A 16050-nucleotide genomic window follows, 5' to 3' on the forward strand; every position below is an offset into this window, starting at 1 on the left:
CTCTTACCATTCCGAACAGAGAAGTTAAGCCCATTAGCGCCGATGGTACTACACTTGTGGAAGAGTAGGTCGCCGCCTTTTTTGAAGAGTCTAATTACAATTGTAGTTAGACTCTTTTTTTTGAAGTAAACTTTACACTTCGTCAAATACTACTTGTTTTAAACTAAAAGTATAGCAAAGTATTATGTAATGTCTTTATAGGTTCGACATGACTTGAGTTATTCAATACTTTATGTGATTTCTCGTCGTTCGTTCCTCACTCTCTCGAAATGACTAATTGTTCTCTTTTAGTTCTTAGATTATAATTAATATCTTTATTCTCCTTTAAAAAGCTCCAGATTTAGTCCACAGTATGATGTATACTATTATAGATGTTGAAACCACAGGGAAAAGCAATAAGCTTACCGAGATATCTATTTTTAAATATGATGGTACACAGGTTGTTGATGAGTATACCTCTTTAATTAATCCGGAGCAATGGATTCCAGATTATATTACAGCACTTACGGGAATTGATAATGGCATGGTAGCTGATGCGCCTACGTTTGCTGAAATAGCTGAAACAATTCTAGCGTTTACTGATAACTGCATTTTTGTGGCGCATAATGTGAACTTCGATTATAACGCCATTCGGAACGAATTTAAAGCAATCGGAATTGATTTTAACAGAAAGAAGCTGTGTACCATTCGGTTGTCGCGACAATTGATACCTGGGCATAAATCCTATAGTTTAGGGAAACTTTGTAATGCTTTACATATACATATTACCGATAGACATAGGGCTAGGGGAGATGCTGAAGCTACCGTTATTTTATTCGAGCTTTTATTGCAGCAAGACAATGCCGAAGCTGTATTTAGCGATTTCTTAAAAAAATCGTCTAAAGAAGCCACATTGCCTTCGCATTTACCAACTTCGGTATTTAATAATTTACCTAGCACACCCGGTGTGTATTATTTTAAAAATAAAAAAGGGAAAATTATTTATGTAGGGAAAGCTAAAGACATTAAAAAGCGGGTCTTAAGTCATTTTTACAGTAAAACTAAGAAGTCTTTGGCCATGTGCAGAGAGACTGCCGATATCGACTTTGAACTTTCTGGTAGCGAATTGATTGCGTTGCTTATGGAAGACGCGGCTATTAAACAGCATTATCCAGAATATAATCAGGTAGCAAAACGTTCTAAGAAGCGCTATGCTATTTTTAGTTATACCGATAGAAAAGGTATTGTTCATATGGCGTATAATACGCTTAAAGCGGCACCAAATCCTGTGTTAATTTTAGATACCATTACCGAATGTAGGCATGAAATAGAACGTATTTGCAGTCAGTTTTATTTGTGCCCAAAATATTGTCATTTACAAGAAGCGGCTGCTAGCTGTAATCATTTTAAAATACATACCTGTAAAGGGATTTGTAAAGATGAAGAACCGCCAGAAGTATATAACCAACGTGCTTTACAAGCTTTAGAAAGCTTACAACAACATAAAAAAGATATTATTTTGAAACAAAAGGGACGCTACGCCCATGAAGATGCCTTTATTATGATTGAACAGGGTACGTATCTAGGTTATGGTTTTATTGATAAAACTGAACAGATTAACACTATCGAAGATTTTGAAGCTTTTTTAATACGGCAACAGGATAATAGTGATGTGCAGAAGATTATTAGGCGGGTGTTAATAAAAGAGACATCAACTATATAACAATTATTTTTTCGATTTTGTCTATTAAAATGGGTAGCCTTTCGTCATGAATCATATGTCGAAAAACAAATGTTTTTAGATTTATATTCTGTATTGGAATATGGAATAATTAAAATAATAGGTTATGGTTTTATTGATAAAACCGAACAGATTAACACTACCGAAGATTTTGAAACCTTTTTAATACGGCAACAGGATAATAGTGATGTGCAAAAGATTATTAAGCGGGTGTTGGTTGAGATGTGAAAATGTAATAATTGAACCGTCATCGCGAATGCAAAAATTGAACTGTCATTGCGAGGAGGAACGACGTGGCAATCTGTTTATTATAGCGTTTTGTTCATGAGACTGCTTCGTGCCTCGCAGTGACATTTCGGTAAGGATTCGCAGTAACGTTTTTTTCATGAGATTGCTTCACTGCGTTCGCAATGACGTTATGGAGGAGCTAACGTTACAATGAATCAAACAAATCCTCCCAATCTGGGTTTAAGCTTTCTATTAGTGCTATTTTTTTGGCTCTACTTCCTGCTTTTAATTGTTTTTCTCTGCCAATAGCTTCACCAATCATTTGAAATGATTCGTAATACACCAATTTGTTTAAGTTATAGCGTGCTGAAAATGACTTTTTATAACGCTTTTCTTTATGCTGAATGATACGCTCTTTTAAATAGGCAGTTACACCAACATAAAGTGTGGTGTTGTTTTTATTGGTTAGTATGTAAATGTATCCTGGTTTCATGTTTATACGTCATTGCGGTTTTACTGTCATTGCGAGGCACGAAGCAATCTGTCTATGTCATTGCGAGGCACGACGTAATCTGTTTATTGTTTACGTTTCTCTTTAAGAGACTGCTTCGTTCCTCGCAGTGACAGTCGTATTCATGAGATTGCTTTCCCGAAACTGTTAGGGAAAAGCTGTTCTTTACAGTTGTAAAAGCCCTCAATAATATCTGATTATTTGGTGTGAGTTTACAGGTTCTGATATAGTTTTTACCCCATTCCATTAATAAAAGTTTCAATGAAGTCTTTTATTTTAGTAATTATTCGTTTTGATGAATTGGCTCTTTCTTTAAGACTTGGGCGTTTATTCATAACTGCAATTACCTCATCTCTAAGTGGTTCTTTTTCGGTAAATAGATAGTTACTTACAACGTCAACTAACTTTTTAAAATCTAAGTTTTCTTCTTTACTTAAATTTACAATAGCATTTTTCTTTTCTTCCGTCCAAAATGATTCAAAAGCATTGGGAATTAAATGTGAGTCTGTAACTAGAGGTAAATTCTCTTCAATAAATTTCTCAATAAGTTCCTTTTTACTTCTTAATTGAATTTCAGAATCTAACATTTCAGAAATTTGTTTTTTCTGCTGTTCTTTATCTTTTGGTTTCTTAGAGTCTGCTAATTTTGCCAATAGTGTTAATATGTAGGTTACGTTTATTTCGTCCCTCCTTATTAATTCTAATTCAAAATCTATGTCATTAAGTATGGAAACTTTCTCTTTTTGAGTTTCTGATTTTATAGCGTCATACAAATCGAGGTACTTACTTTTGTAATTTTCAAAAGTTTGTTCATCCATTTGCAAATCTTCATAATTAAATTCTGTAAAGGTGCTTAGTACATTCTTAACTCTCATTAACTCTCTAAATGCCTTTACAAACTCTAATTCTTCAGCTTCAGAAATTAAATCATTAACACTTTCAAATGTTGGTGTGATGGATGTGACACGGGCTACTGCCTCATTAAAACTTTTTATATAATCTTCATAGGGTTGAATAATTATATCTTCAATGGCATCTTTGTTAGAAAAAAGTGTTATTGCTTCATCTGTGGCTTCTTTAAGATTTCTAAAACAAACTACATTCCCCTGCGATTTAACTTCATCTAAAATCCTGTTTGTGCGCGAATATGCCTGTATTAAACCGTGATATTTTAGATTTTTGTCAACGTAGATAGTATTAAGTAATTTACTATCAAAACCGGTTAAAAACATATTTACTACTAGCAATACATCTACCTGTCTATTTTTAACACGCTTCCCTATATCTTTATAATACCCATAAAATTCGTTGGTTGAATAATTGGTTTGAAACATCGTATTGTAATCCACAATAAAATCTTCTAATTTTTCTCTTGTATGTTTTGTGTCGTATTGTGATGCAGGTTCAGCAACAAAATCCTCATAATCTTCATCTGGTATAAACCCATTTGCATCTTCATCTAATTGATTAGCTTGGTAAGAAAAAATAGTACCAACTTTTAAATCGTGTAAACCAGCTTCTTTTTTAGATTTGAATAATTCATAATAAGCTATTAAAGTCTTCACATTATGAACGCAAAAAATAGCAGTAAACTTTTTGTTGTGTGTTTTGCGACTGTGATTGTTAATTACATAATCAACATTATTATTTAATCGGGTAGGGTCTTCAAAAACCTCTGTAGTATTTATGTCTTCAACTTTAATATCGGTAACACCATCTTTTACTTTAAGTGTACTCATATATTCAATAGAAAACTTTAATACATTTCTATCTCGAATAGCATCCGTAATGACGTATTTATGCAAACACTCATCAAATAGATCTTTGGTGGTACGTTTACCTAAAGCATTTTTTACTGAGTTATCCTTAAAAATTGGCGTTCCCGTAAAACCAAACATTTGTGACTTATTGAAAAAAGCTTTAATACGATTGTGCGTATCTCCAAACTGACTTCGATGACATTCATCAAAAATAAAAACCACTTTTTCATTTTGAAGGTTTTCCATTTTTTCAAAATGTTTTGTTTTGCTTATTGCAGTATTCAGTTTTTGAATGGTGGTAACGATTAGTTTAGTATCATTAGATAATTGCTTTACTAAAGCATTGGTATTATTAGTAGCATCAATACTACCTTCACTAAAACTATTAAACTCTTTTATGGTTTGATAATCTAGATCTTTTCTATCTACAACGAAAACCACTTTATGAACGCCTTCTAAATTGGTAAGTATTTGTGCTGTTTTAAATGAGGTTAACGTTTTACCAGAACCTGTAGTATGCCATATATAACCAAACTTATTACTCTTTTTAACACGATCAACAATAGCCTCAGTGGCATAATATTGATAAGGACGTAGTACCATTAATGTATTAGCAGTATTTAAAACAACATATTTAGTTATCATTTTTGACAAATGACAAGGCTCTAAAAAATATTTAGAAAACTCACTTAACTGGGTTATAATTTTATTATTAACATCTGCCCAATAAAATGTTTGTTTGAATGAACGCGCCTTAACGGGATTATTTGCATAGTATTTGGTATTAACTCCATTACTTATTACAAAAAGTTGTATAAACTGAAATAACCCTTTTCCAGAGCCAAACGAATGTCTTTCATAACGATTGGTTTGATTAAAAGCTTCTTTAAGCTCTAAACCACGGCGTTTTAGTTCTATTTGTACCAAGGGTAAACCATTTATTAATATGGTTACATCATAACGGTTTTTATATTTCCCCTCCATGGTTATTTGGTGGGTAACTTGGTATTGGTTCTTACACCAATGAATTTGATTAATAAGCTCTACATAACCCGTGTCTCCATTATCTTTAGTGTACGTAATTCTATCACGCAACGTTTTTGCCTTCTCGTAAATATTACCTTTAGATAAATGATTTAAAATTTGTTTAAATTCAGTATCAGAATAAGATGCTTTATTGTGTTTTTCGAGTTGTATTTTTAAGTTATTAATAAGAGCATCTTCATCTTTTATAACTACTTTTTTATAGCCTAATTCTTGAAGTTGATTTACTAGGTTTTCTTCTAAAATATATTCGGGTTGTTTGGTCATTTAATATTATTAGTTTATTAATTTACCTAATAAAATACTAGTAGAAAAGCCTAATTCTCTAATACTATTAATTTGTCTATATTGAACTTCAATATTTATTGAAGGCTTTCCATTATTGTCTTTAATACTCAATGGTACACCAATCTTCCAATTAAAATCATCGTATTTTCCAAAATTTTTCTCTAGATTTAAACTTAAGCCAGCAAATCCTTTTCCTAAGAACAAACTAGCAATTTCTAATGATAATGATGGTGTATAAAACTCATCGTATTCTATTATATGTACTTGTTTAGATCCAGTAACTACGCGTTCGTTATTTGATTGTGTTATAAAAGTTTGAAATTCTTTAGCGTTAGAGTTGGTAGAATTTATATTATTGTTATTTTGAAATGAAAATTTTGGACTTATATAAAATGAAGCAGCATTACTATACTTAATTAAATATCCCAAAGAAGCACTGGTCTTTAGTGCCCAAAATCTATTTTCAACTGTTGCTGTATTATTTTCTGAATCTGAAGTTAATATAGATTCGCTACCAGCAGGAATTACAATATCAAAAGAATACCAACTGGTCTGGAACGACTTGTATAACTTATTTTTTTTTAGATATGCAACCTCTTCTTTTGCAATTTCTTCATAAACATCTTTGCTTTTATTTTTAGCGTATTCATCAATATGTTTTATTAATTCGTTTTCGTCGTAATCATGAAGTATTTCTAATGATTTAATATCATCAGAAAATTGGGATTTTATAAAAGTAGTGTTTTTTGTGTCATAATTATTTTTTAGTCTATTTCTATTTGCTTTTACTATTTCTACCCTTTCTTTTCTCGTGCCATTATGCCGTCTCCACCCTTCAAAGCTTACAAAACCACTTGAAAAATTAGAGTATTTAAAAGTAAGTGCAAGATTATCTTTTTCAAAATCACCATCTTTAAAAATAGTACCAAAAGATTCAGATGTTTTTAAAATGGCACCAAAAGTAAAAATGGCATTTAACTTATCTAATTCTCCCCTGTTTTTACCATCAAAGTTTACACCTAAATTGATGGTTTTATTAGTAGAATTGTAATTAGCAAAATACCGTTGCAAAGACACATCAGCAGAATTATTGAAAAAACTAGAAATTTCTGAGGCTACAAACAAATTTTTCATTTTGCTATTAAATTCTGCATATTGCTGTCTACCACTATAATAATCTATTCTGTTTTGTCTGTTTCTACCTTGTTGTTCTTCAATAATTAGATTTTGCCAATAAGTTTTTTGTTTCTCAATATCTTCTTCATAAGCTTTAGTAGAGTATTTAATTGTATCCTTAGCTTCTTCGATCTTCTTTTTAAGATTGTTTTGAGCATTTACTGCGGCAATACTCATTAAGGTAAAGCATAGTAAAAATAAGATTTTTTGAGTTCTCATAATGTTTGGTTAATTAGTGATTAATGTTATGCTATTAATTAATCTTGGCGAGAACTTTTTATAAATATAAAAGAAATAATTTGCACTAATTAAAACCATACCCAATACTAGGTATTAATTTACATAAACATCTGTTGCAACAATCCTTTTTTAAACTGTTGCGTTTGTTCTATTTGGGTAGTTACTAATTGTATTTTAGCATCAATAGCCGATAAGAAATTGGCTATTTTGGTTTGTTCTTGTATGCTTGGAATTGAAACGTCTATGTTTTCGATTGTTGCTTTTGATAAACTTGGTACTCCTGATGCCTCATTATATTTCTTCCAATTTATTAACAAGAAAAGAAAGTAAATAAATTTTGGTAATACTTCATTAAACGAATGAGTATAAAACAAAGTGTCAACCGTCCAAAATTTACCTTTAAGAAATACAGGTTTGTCTATTGTTCCTTTTCTTCCAATTCCAACACTTTCTCCATCAAATAAAAAATCATTAACATAAGTCATTAGCCCACCTGTTCCGTAAACAGGAATTTCTCCTTCTCTTAAATGTTTGTAATCCTTACCACTTCCTATTTTGAGAACTTCCCCCAACTTCTTCTTATCCCATTCCGGATAATCATTCCCACTATCATCTTTAAATCGTAACTTTTGAGAAAATAATTGTTGCATTACGCCTTTTTTGTATTGCTCTAAACCGCTTTTTTTTTGTTGTAGTTGTTCTATTTTTTTATCTACTGAGGAAAGGAATTTGGCTATTTTTTGTTGTTCTTCAAATGTTGGAAAAACGAAATTTATTTTATAAAAATCTGAATGATTTAAATCTGGAATTGTTGAAGTACCTGCTAATCTTAAGATTCTATTTTGAGTTTTATATAGATTCAGATAATTTACTAAAAAGTTCTTGTTTATATTCTTTGGATAAGCAATTTTAAAAAAATTATTATGAAAGGCTCCTTCAACATTAGTAACAACTTTACCTGTATTCCCTGTTCTAGTCATTAAGATATCATCTTCATCACAGATTACAGATTTTGGAGCATCTTTTATAAAGTATTTCTTTTCGGATTTTTCTCTTAAAAATTCATTTGTAATATAAAAAAGACTTCCTTTTTCTTGCTGTGTTAATCTATCTGAAATACTTATTTGTAAGCCTTGACTGATTTTAACCAAATTCTTAAATGGGTTAACTTTCCATTCATCTAAAAATTCTTTAAATCTTAACTTTGGTACTTGTTTCACTTCACTCATATTAAAATGGTGTTTTAATATTGAGTTGCTCACAAAAGTCTGCTATGATAGTATCTGTTTCAGCAATATCTTTTTCTAATGCTTGTAATTCATTAGAAACCAAATTTAAATCAACAGGTTCTTCTTCCTCAAACGTATCCACATAACGCGGTATGTTAAGATTGTAATCATTTTCTGCAATTTCATCTAAATTTGCTACATAACTAAATTTATCAATGGTTTTCCGCTCCCTGTAAGTATTAACTATGTTGTCTATATGTTCATCCAACAACTTATTTTTATTACCATCTTTTTCAAATTCCTTTGAGGCATCAATAAATAAAATGTTATCATCGTTTACACGACATTTACTTAATACCAATATAGAGGTTGGTATGCCTGTACCAAAGAAAATATTTGGTGGCAAACCTATAACGGCATCCAAATAGTTTAAATCGTTTATTAAATACTTTCGTATAATGCCTTCTGCTGCGCCTCTAAATAATACACCATGTGGTAATACGCAAGCCATAGTACCATTATCTGCCAATTGGTATAGCATGTGTTGTAAAAAGGCAAAATCGGCTTTACTTGTTGGTGCTAACTTTCCGTATTGGCTAAAACGTTCATCGTTTTCATTAAGTGGGTTATCTTTTCCTTTCCACTTTGCGGAAAATGGCGGGTTTGCTACTACCGCCTCAAACTTTTTATCGATATGCTGCGGATGCGATAAGGTATCTTCTTGCTTAATATCAAAATGGCGATAATGCACATCGTGCAAAATCATGTTCATACGTGCCAAATTATAGGTGGTTCTATTTAGCTCTTGCCCAAAAAAATCATCAACTTCCACCTCTCTGGCTACACGCAATAATAACGAACCACTTCCACAAGCAGGATCGTACACACTTTTTAATCGTTTTTTACCTGTTGTAACAATTTTTGCTAATATTTTAGAGACTTGCTGTGGGGTATAGAATTCTCCTGCTTTTTTACCTGCGCCGCTTGCAAATTGCCCTATTAAATACTCGTAAGCATCACCCAATACATCAGCATCGGCATCGTCCAAAGCAAAATCAATTTTATCTAAATGTGATAATACTTTTGCAATCAACTCATTTCTTGCTTCGGTGCTTCTACCTAATTTGGTACTGTTTAGGTCTAAATCTTCAAAAAGCTTATTAAAATCGTCTTCGCTTTCTGTTCCCATAGTGCTTTGCTCAATACCGTTTAGAATGCTTTCTAAATCTTCTAAAATAAAATTGCTTTCGTTTTCGGTATTGGCATTTCCTTTTTTTGCTATAGAACTAAATAATTCCTCTGGTTTTAAAAAATAGCCTAATTTGATTAAGGATTCTTCTTTAATTGCTTCCAGATCTTCTGCATCGGTTAGTTTTAAATAATCCTTAACTGTTTCTGTTTCTAATAACTTATTGGCGTATAAATATTGTTTTTCTGAAAGGTATTTGTAGAATATAAAACCTAATATATAATCTCTAAACTCATCGGCATCCATTTTGCCACGTAACTCGTTGGCAATATTCCATAATTGAGTTTCTAGGAGTTTTTTTTGTGCTTCGGACATTGGTTAGTTTTTGTAAACACTAAAAATATAAATCTTTATCAGAATTATATCACTTTTTTGGATTAAGTTTTATCGTCACTGCGATGAGTTGCGAGGAACGAAGCAAAGCAGTCTCATTAAGGAAAACGACAAGATTAAACAATAGAGAGATTGCTTCACTGCGTTCGCAATGACAGTAAAAACGCAATGACGATTCTATTTATGAGATTACCACGTCGTACCTCGCAATGACGGTGGTAAATAGGGTTGGTGTTTGTTTTAATAAAGGCTTTAGCAGATAAGCCCCGCGGGAGCGATAGTAGTGGCATCCTTTTTATGGGTTAGTGTAAACTGGTTTTGGTATAGAAAATAGATTTAACAGATTGCTTCGTCGCTGCGCTTCTCGCAATGACGCCATAAAAAGATATAGCGGATAGCGCAGTTTTTACTTTTTTTCGGTAAAAACCCGCCCTAAAGATTTTTCAAATTAGTATCTTCAATTTTTAATTTTTCTTTGGATTAATGACTGAGAATAAAGAGCTGGATTTGGCATGGGCCTTTGTAAATAATACCAACCGTTCTATTTTTTTAACGGGTAAGGCGGGGACTGGTAAAACCACGTTTTTACACCGATTAAAGATGCATAGTTTAAAGCGTCTTGTAGTTGTAGCGCCTACGGGTGTGGCGGCTATTAATGCTAAGGGAGTAACGATACATTCCTTTTTTCAGATGCCTTTTGGTCCTATTTTACCTGATACTAACTTGAGTGCGGGCAAGGGTTTTAATAGAAAATTTAGCAAAACTAAAATCAATATTATCAAGAGCATGGATCTTTTGATAATTGATGAGATTAGTATGGTGCGTGCCGATTTATTGGATGGGATTGATCGCACGTTGCGCCGCTTTAGAAACCGTAATAAGGTGTTTGGCGGGGTACAGGTATTAATGATTGGTGATTTACAACAACTATCCCCTGTAATTAAAGAAAATGAGTGGGAGTTGTTAAAGCATGTATACCCCAATGGATTCTTTTTTAGCAGTTTAGCGTTTAAGCAATGCAATGCCATTACTATTGAATTGAAGCATATTTACAGGCAGGAAAATCCTAAGTTTATCAATATTTTAAATGAGATTAGAACTAATACTTTAACACAGGCTGGTGCTGCAACTTTGAACAAACGGTTTATACCTGATTTTACGCCAGAGCCTGACGCAGGTTATATTAGTTTAACAACACATAACAATAAGGCAGAGGCAACAAATAATAATGAACTAGCAAAATTAACTACCAAACCATTCACTTATATGGCCGAAGTGGATGGGAAATTCCCTGAATGCGCTTATCCTAATGCTGTGAAGTTAGAATTAAAAGTAGGAGCGCAGGTTATGTTTGTAAAGAACGATAGCGACCCTGCTAAGCGTTATTTTAATGGTAAGATTGGAAAAGTAATTTTATTGGAGCGGGACGAGGTTGTGGTACATTGCCCTGAGGATGATTTTAATATTAACGTAACACCAGAAACTTGGGAGAATATTAATTATACAGTAGATGCAGATACCAAGGCTATTACTGAGGAGAAAATAGGCAGTTACACCCAAATACCATTACGTTTAGCTTGGAGTATTACCATACATAAAAGCCAAGGTTTAACCTTTGAAAAAGCTATTATTGATGCTGCTGGTGCGTTTGCACATGGGCAAACCTATGTGGCGCTAAGTAGGTGTAAGAGTTTGGAAGGTTTGGTATTGAAAAGCAAAATACATGCTAACCAGATTATTAGTGATGGTAATGTGACTAGTTTCAATGAAGCTGCTGAAGAGAATGCTCCAGATGAAACCGTATTGGCAGATTCGCAAAAGCAATTTCAATTGGATTTGATTGCTGAAGTATTTGAGTTTTACGGTGCTTTGTATCCGTTGAATAGAATTTTAGATGTGTATTATAAGAATAGAAGCGTAGTGGAAGGAAAGATTGAGGAGACTTTTATACCTATAAAAGATTGTATTACCAATTTCTTAAAAGTTGCTAATGGGTTTAATACACAGCTAAAACAGCTTTCTGATGCTGATAGTTTACCAGAAGATAGCACTGTAATACAGGAGCGTTTTAAAAAGGCGATTGCCTATTTTAAAGTGGAAACTGATACCAAGATTTTGGAGCCTTTAAAAACGTTTGTGTTTACTACGGATAACCAGGCGATAGGTGGCGATATAACCAAACAGTTGGATGCTTTTGAGGATTTACTTCGGGTAAAAGTATTGTATTTTAAAGCGTTAGGCATTGGATTTAATGCGAAGCAATTCTTGGAGTTACGTGCTAAATCGGTGTTTTCTGGCAAAGAAAAACCTAAGAAACCTAGAAAAGCAGTTGTTGAGGGTACAAGTAATGTGGAGCTCTTTGAGAAACTACGGATGCTGCGAAATGATATTGCACAGGAAAAGGATTTGATTCATTATCAAATTTTTGCTCAAAAAACCTTGTATGAAATGTGCGAGACATTACCTACTAATACAGCAGAATTACTCAAGGTAAACGGGATGGGGAAAACGCGTGTTGAAAAATATGGTACTGCTATTTTAAAGGTAATTCGAGCTTACTGCGAAGAAAATGATATTGAAACTTCTGCAGAAGTTGAAATTTTTGATGCGCCTAAACCTAAGCGCAAAAAAGGGGATACGAAACGTGAATCTCTAAGATTGTTTCAATCTGGGAAGTCAGTAGCCGAAATTGCTGATGCTAGAGAGTTGAATACAAATACTATTATTGGACATTTGGCAAGTTTTATGTCTTCTGGAGAAGTGAAGATTACAGACTTAATATCTGAAGTGCATTATCAAGAATTGAAGGTATTAATACCTCAGACTACCTTTGAGAATTTATCAGATTTAAAACACCAGCTAGATGATAAGTATAGTTATGGGGAGTTACGTTTGGTAGTTGATGCGTTGGGTGGTAGGTAGTAGGTAGTCATTAGTTCTAGTTCTACCAACACCTCAAAATCCAAATTCCAAAACCTAACACCTAAATCCCAAAACCCAATACCCAACATCCAACGCTCAATATCTAAAAAGCTATTAATTTTATGTAAGGATTTGTTAGAGATTGGACTAAAACGACGTCTTGTTTGAAATTCAAAATATTTAGTTAAATTAGTGTCCATGAACTTAATTATCCAATCCACGCTTAAAACACTTCGCAAATCCCAAATTTTACTAGATAATTTATCCAACGCTCAGTTGAGTGATGCTTCAGTTTCTCCTTATTATTCTAGTATTGGGTGTCACATCAGACATATTTTAGATTTTTACGATTGTATTTTTAATGCTGAAGAAGGTAAAGTTGATTTAACAGCTAGAAGTAGAAATAAAGCTGTAGAATGTGATTGTGGGTGTGCTTCAGATTATTTAGTTGACATTATTGGCAAATTAAATACAGCTACTTTCAATATTAATGATACTGTTTTAGTAACTGATGATTTAGGATTAGGAAAAACGGAGATTCCTTATACTTGCGGAGCGTTGTTGGCTCAGGCTAATAGCCATACCATTCATCATTACGCTATTATTAATTACATTTTTGATAGTTTGGGTATTGTGATTAATGATGATGAGTTTGGATATAATCCTACAACACCAAAACAGATCTCTGCTGAATAATTTTATAAGTTCTTAGACTAGGCTGTATTTAGCTTAACAATGAGAATTAATCTATCTGAATTATTGCTTCTTTTTAAACATACTATTCATAATAGTGCGTATGCCTTTAAATAACATTACAACAGCCAAAGCAGAAATTGCACAACCAACAATAAGTAAAGGGTAATATAATTTATCATCAGGTTTACTAAATGCAAAGCTTAATAGTATTGGTCCCATAAATAAACTTAGTAAAGCAAAAACAAGAATTTTTATACCTTTAAATAATACTTGTTTATCTGTTCTATTTTCTTCCATTATTATACTGTTTTATGGCGTTGCGCACACTTTTATGTTGGTTTAGCAAATGTAAAGCTTCTTCCTCAGAAACATTTATTTCTTTCATTATCATTTTTGTGCCTCGATCAACGAGCTTATTATTACTCAATTGCATATCTACCATTTTATTACCTTTTACATGTCCTAGTTGAATCATAGTTGATGTGGTAATCATATTCAATACTAATTTTTGAGCTGTACCTGCTTTCATTCTAGAACTTCCTGTAACAAATTCTGGACCTACAATAACTTCTATTGGATATTTAGCTGTTAAGGATAAAGGACTATTATGGTTGCATGTAATACACCCTGTAATGATGTTAGTTTCATTACATTGTTCTAAAGCAGAAATAACATAAGGCGTAGTACCAGATGCAGCGATACCAATTACAACGTCTTTTGAATTTATATTGTATTCCTGTAAATCTTTCCAACCTTGGGTTGTAGAATCTTCAGCAAATTCTACAGCTTTTCTTATGGCGGTATCTCCACCAGCAATTAAACCAATAACTAATTCGTGCGGTACACCAAATGTTGGGGGACATTCGGAAGCATCAACAATACCCAATCTGCCACTAGTACCTGCACCCACATAAAATAAGCGTCCGCCTTCTTTTAGTTTCTTTACGATTTGAACTACCAACGTTTCAATTTGTGGTAGCGCTTGCTCCACAGCTTTGGGAACTGTTTTATCTTCTGCATTAATATTTGTAAGAAGCTCTGAAACACTCATCTTTTCCAGATGATTGTGATTAGAATCTTGTTCGGTGGTTTTAATGAAGGTCATGTTTCAAAAATACATGATTTTTGAATAATAACCGTGCTAATGTATCAAGGTTTATAATCATAAAGAATGTCTTCAACCTCTATTTTTTTATCATTGATAAAATCATATAAAGTTAGTCGCCTAAGTATGTAATAATCTTGCCAAAACTTTTGGAGTGAGTTGAGATATTGTACAAATGCTCGGTCTTTTTCCTGAAGCGCAATATTTAAATCAGTAATTGTAATCTTTCCAAGGATATATCTTTTTTTAGATATATTATATCGTTTTTGTGCTACTTCTTTAGCTTTTTCAGCTGTCAATAAAAATTCTCTTTGGTTGGACCAGTTTAGTACATGCAAATAGATCTCTTGTTCAAATTCCTGCTGGTCTTGGTCAATATTAGTTTTTGTTAAATCTAAATCTGCTTGCGCCATTCTTATACGCGATTTGGAAACACCCCAATCAAATATTGGAATACCCAAAGAAACAGATACATTTTGTTGTCTATTAAAGTTATTGAATAGGTTATTAAAATCATTACCGTTGTTTGAAATTCCAAAATTAGCTATAATCCCAATGTTTAATCTGTTATTCCCTTTTTGTTCGGCCACTTCGCGTTCAGCCTCTAAACGTCTTCTTCTAAATTCTATTACTGCTTTCCTATTTTGTTGTGCTTCTTCTAATGCTTTATCTATTTCAACATCAAAAAGGGGTAATTCTTCAGGAACCAATAGCTCAATGTTTTCGTTATCTAAACCTAAATATCTAGATAAATTTTGAGAGGTTCTTTTTAATTCAACTTCGTTTGTAGTAACATCGTTTCTGGAGTTTAAGAGTGTAAGCTCCATTTGCAATAAGTCATTTTCAGCAATTTTTCCCACTTTAAATCTACCTTTAGCAATTTGATACAGGGTGTCTTGGTTTGAGAGATTTGTCTCAGCAATTTCTAATTGCTTTTGTGCTCTTAGCAACTGAAAATATCGTCTTGAAGTACTCACCGAAATCTGTTCCATATTTTCGACAAATTCTCTTTTTGATTCCTCATAAACTAAAGGTTCAATTCTTTTATCCCATTTAAAAGGGTTAAATAATAAAGAATTTTGAAAGTATCTTACTGTAAAAGGGATAATAGAATACCCTACATTGTCATCTAACCCAAATAATTCAACACGTTCTAAATTTGTGTTTATTGAAAGTGTTCCTCCTGTATAAGGTATACTTTGTGAGATAGACAATCCACCTTCAACTAGTAGTTGATTTTGATTTACAAAAATATCCTGACCAGCATCATTAGTAATTCTTCGTACTTGATTTCGATAGTCTGGTAGAGTAGCTTGAAGTCTTAATTCTGGTAGAAAACTAGCTTTATAATTTCTATACCGCCAATAATTACGCTGATTTTGATTAAGGTTTATTTTGTAATCGGGCGATTTTTGTTGTGCTATACTTATAGCTTCGCTTAAAGTTATTTTTTTTGATTGTGAAAACAGGAGTAAAGGAAAAATAACAACAATTAAATTAAAATAGATTGTGTGTTTCAAAAGATGAGATTTATGATTGATGACTATTT

Annotated in this window: 13 protein-coding genes and 1 rRNA gene; 5 read left to right on the plus strand and 9 right to left on the minus strand. The window is 32.6% G+C overall.

Annotated elements, in window-relative coordinates:
• The 3 genes from rrf to EYD46_RS17680 all read left to right on the plus strand — a co-directional run.
• Positions 1-81, plus strand: a 5S ribosomal RNA gene (gene rrf, locus EYD46_RS03425); the annotation flags it as partial.
• A gap of 271 nt (positions 82-352) precedes the next feature.
• Positions 353-1702 (plus strand): exonuclease domain-containing protein, encoded by a 1350-nt coding sequence (locus EYD46_RS03430; RefSeq protein WP_130935673.1) that lies wholly within the window; start codon positions 353-355, stop codon positions 1700-1702.
• A gap of 69 nt (positions 1703-1771) precedes the next feature.
• The gene (locus EYD46_RS17680; RefSeq protein ID WP_165454330.1) at positions 1772-1948 is read left to right on the plus strand and encodes a hypothetical protein; all 177 of its coding nucleotides are present in this window, start codon (positions 1772-1774) and stop codon (positions 1946-1948) included.
• 205 nt (positions 1949-2153) lie between these two features.
• On the opposite strand, the gene EYD46_RS03435 is transcribed toward EYD46_RS17680, so the two are convergent.
• From EYD46_RS03435 to EYD46_RS03455, 5 genes are all read right to left on the minus strand, one after another.
• Positions 2154-2441 (minus strand): GIY-YIG nuclease family protein, encoded by a 288-nt coding sequence (locus EYD46_RS03435; RefSeq protein ID WP_130935674.1) that lies wholly within the window; start codon positions 2439-2441, stop codon positions 2154-2156.
• A 251-nt stretch (positions 2442-2692) separates the two neighbouring features.
• Positions 2693-5530 (minus strand): type I restriction endonuclease subunit R, encoded by a 2838-nt coding sequence (locus EYD46_RS03440; protein WP_130935675.1) that lies wholly within the window; start codon positions 5528-5530, stop codon positions 2693-2695.
• Positions 5531-5539: 9 nt separating this feature from the next.
• Positions 5540-6946, minus strand: a complete 1407-nt coding sequence (locus EYD46_RS03445) for a hypothetical protein (RefSeq protein WP_130935676.1) — start codon at positions 6944-6946, stop codon at positions 5540-5542.
• 119 nt (positions 6947-7065) lie between these two features.
• Complete coding sequence (locus EYD46_RS03450; RefSeq protein WP_130935677.1) at positions 7066-8196, minus strand: restriction endonuclease subunit S; 1131 nt, start codon at positions 8194-8196, stop codon at positions 7066-7068.
• A 1-nt stretch (position 8197) separates the two neighbouring features.
• Positions 8198-9760 carry a type I restriction-modification system subunit M gene (locus EYD46_RS03455; protein WP_130935678.1) on the minus strand — a complete coding sequence of 521 codons (1563 nt, stop codon included), beginning with the start codon at positions 9758-9760 and terminating at the stop codon, positions 8198-8200.
• A gap of 501 nt (positions 9761-10261) precedes the next feature.
• Here EYD46_RS03455 and EYD46_RS03460 point away from each other — a divergent pair.
• Positions 10262-12700, plus strand: coding sequence for a helix-turn-helix domain-containing protein (locus EYD46_RS03460; protein WP_130935679.1), 2439 nt, complete (start codon positions 10262-10264; stop codon positions 12698-12700).
• Here the strand turns inward: EYD46_RS03460 and EYD46_RS03465 are convergent.
• The gene (locus EYD46_RS03465) at positions 12655-12900 is read right to left on the minus strand and encodes a hypothetical protein (protein WP_130935680.1); all 246 of its coding nucleotides are present in this window, start codon (positions 12898-12900) and stop codon (positions 12655-12657) included. The genes EYD46_RS03460 and EYD46_RS03465 overlap by 46 nt on opposite strands.
• On the opposite strand from EYD46_RS03465, the gene EYD46_RS03470 reads away from it, so the two are divergent.
• Positions 12899-13396 (plus strand): hypothetical protein, encoded by a 498-nt coding sequence (locus EYD46_RS03470; protein ID WP_130935681.1) that lies wholly within the window; start codon positions 12899-12901, stop codon positions 13394-13396. The two genes, EYD46_RS03465 and EYD46_RS03470, sit on opposite strands and share 2 nt — an antisense overlap.
• 60 nt (positions 13397-13456) lie before the next feature.
• Here the strand turns inward: EYD46_RS03470 and EYD46_RS03475 are convergent, their stop codons facing one another.
• The 3 genes from EYD46_RS03475 to EYD46_RS03485 are packed head-to-tail and all read right to left on the minus strand — an operon-like array spanning position 13457 to position 16021.
• Positions 13457-13693 carry a DUF6095 family protein gene (locus tag EYD46_RS03475; RefSeq protein WP_229731290.1) on the minus strand — a complete coding sequence of 79 codons (237 nt, stop codon included), beginning with the start codon at positions 13691-13693 and terminating at the stop codon, positions 13457-13459.
• Positions 13680-14501, minus strand: a complete 822-nt coding sequence (gene murQ / locus EYD46_RS03480) for an N-acetylmuramic acid 6-phosphate etherase (protein WP_130935683.1) — start codon at positions 14499-14501, stop codon at positions 13680-13682. Before murQ ends, EYD46_RS03475 begins: the two co-directional genes overlap by 14 nt.
• Positions 14502-14545: 44 nt before the next feature.
• Positions 14546-16021: a TolC family protein gene (locus EYD46_RS03485; protein WP_229731289.1), complete on the minus strand. Its 1476-nt coding sequence runs from the start codon at positions 16019-16021 to the stop codon at positions 14546-14548.
• Between the last annotated feature and the right edge of the window lie 29 nt (positions 16022-16050).

Origin of the sequence: Hyunsoonleella pacifica, from assembly GCF_004310335.1 — a bacterium.
GTDB classification, from domain to species: Bacteria; Bacteroidota; Bacteroidia; order Flavobacteriales; family Flavobacteriaceae; genus Jejuia; species Jejuia pacifica.

Coding starts and splice junctions, on each gene's coding strand:
- EYD46_RS03430 (WP_130935673.1), top strand. CDS start 353: ATGATGTATACTATTATAGATGTTGAAACCACAGGGAAAAGCAATAAG.
- EYD46_RS17680 (WP_165454330.1), top strand. CDS start 1,772: ATGTTTTTAGATTTATATTCTGTATTGGAATATGGAATAATTAAAATA.
- EYD46_RS03435 (WP_130935674.1), bottom strand. CDS start 2,441: ATGAAACCAGGATACATTTACATACTAACCAATAAAAACAACACCACA.
- EYD46_RS03440 (WP_130935675.1), bottom strand. CDS start 5,530: ATGACCAAACAACCCGAATATATTTTAGAAGAAAACCTAGTAAATCAA.
- EYD46_RS03445 (WP_130935676.1), bottom strand. CDS start 6,946: ATGAGAACTCAAAAAATCTTATTTTTACTATGCTTTACCTTAATGAGT.
- EYD46_RS03450 (WP_130935677.1), bottom strand. CDS start 8,196: ATGAGTGAAGTGAAACAAGTACCAAAGTTAAGATTTAAAGAATTTTTA.
- EYD46_RS03455 (WP_130935678.1), bottom strand. CDS start 9,760: ATGTCCGAAGCACAAAAAAAACTCCTAGAAACTCAATTATGGAATATT.
- EYD46_RS03460 (WP_130935679.1), top strand. CDS start 10,262: ATGACTGAGAATAAAGAGCTGGATTTGGCATGGGCCTTTGTAAATAAT.
- EYD46_RS03470 (WP_130935681.1), top strand. CDS start 12,899: ATGAACTTAATTATCCAATCCACGCTTAAAACACTTCGCAAATCCCAA.
- EYD46_RS03465 (WP_130935680.1), bottom strand. CDS start 12,900: ATGGACACTAATTTAACTAAATATTTTGAATTTCAAACAAGACGTCGT.
- EYD46_RS03475 (WP_229731290.1), bottom strand. CDS start 13,693: ATGGAAGAAAATAGAACAGATAAACAAGTATTATTTAAAGGTATAAAA.
- murQ (WP_130935683.1), bottom strand. CDS start 14,501: ATGACCTTCATTAAAACCACCGAACAAGATTCTAATCACAATCATCTG.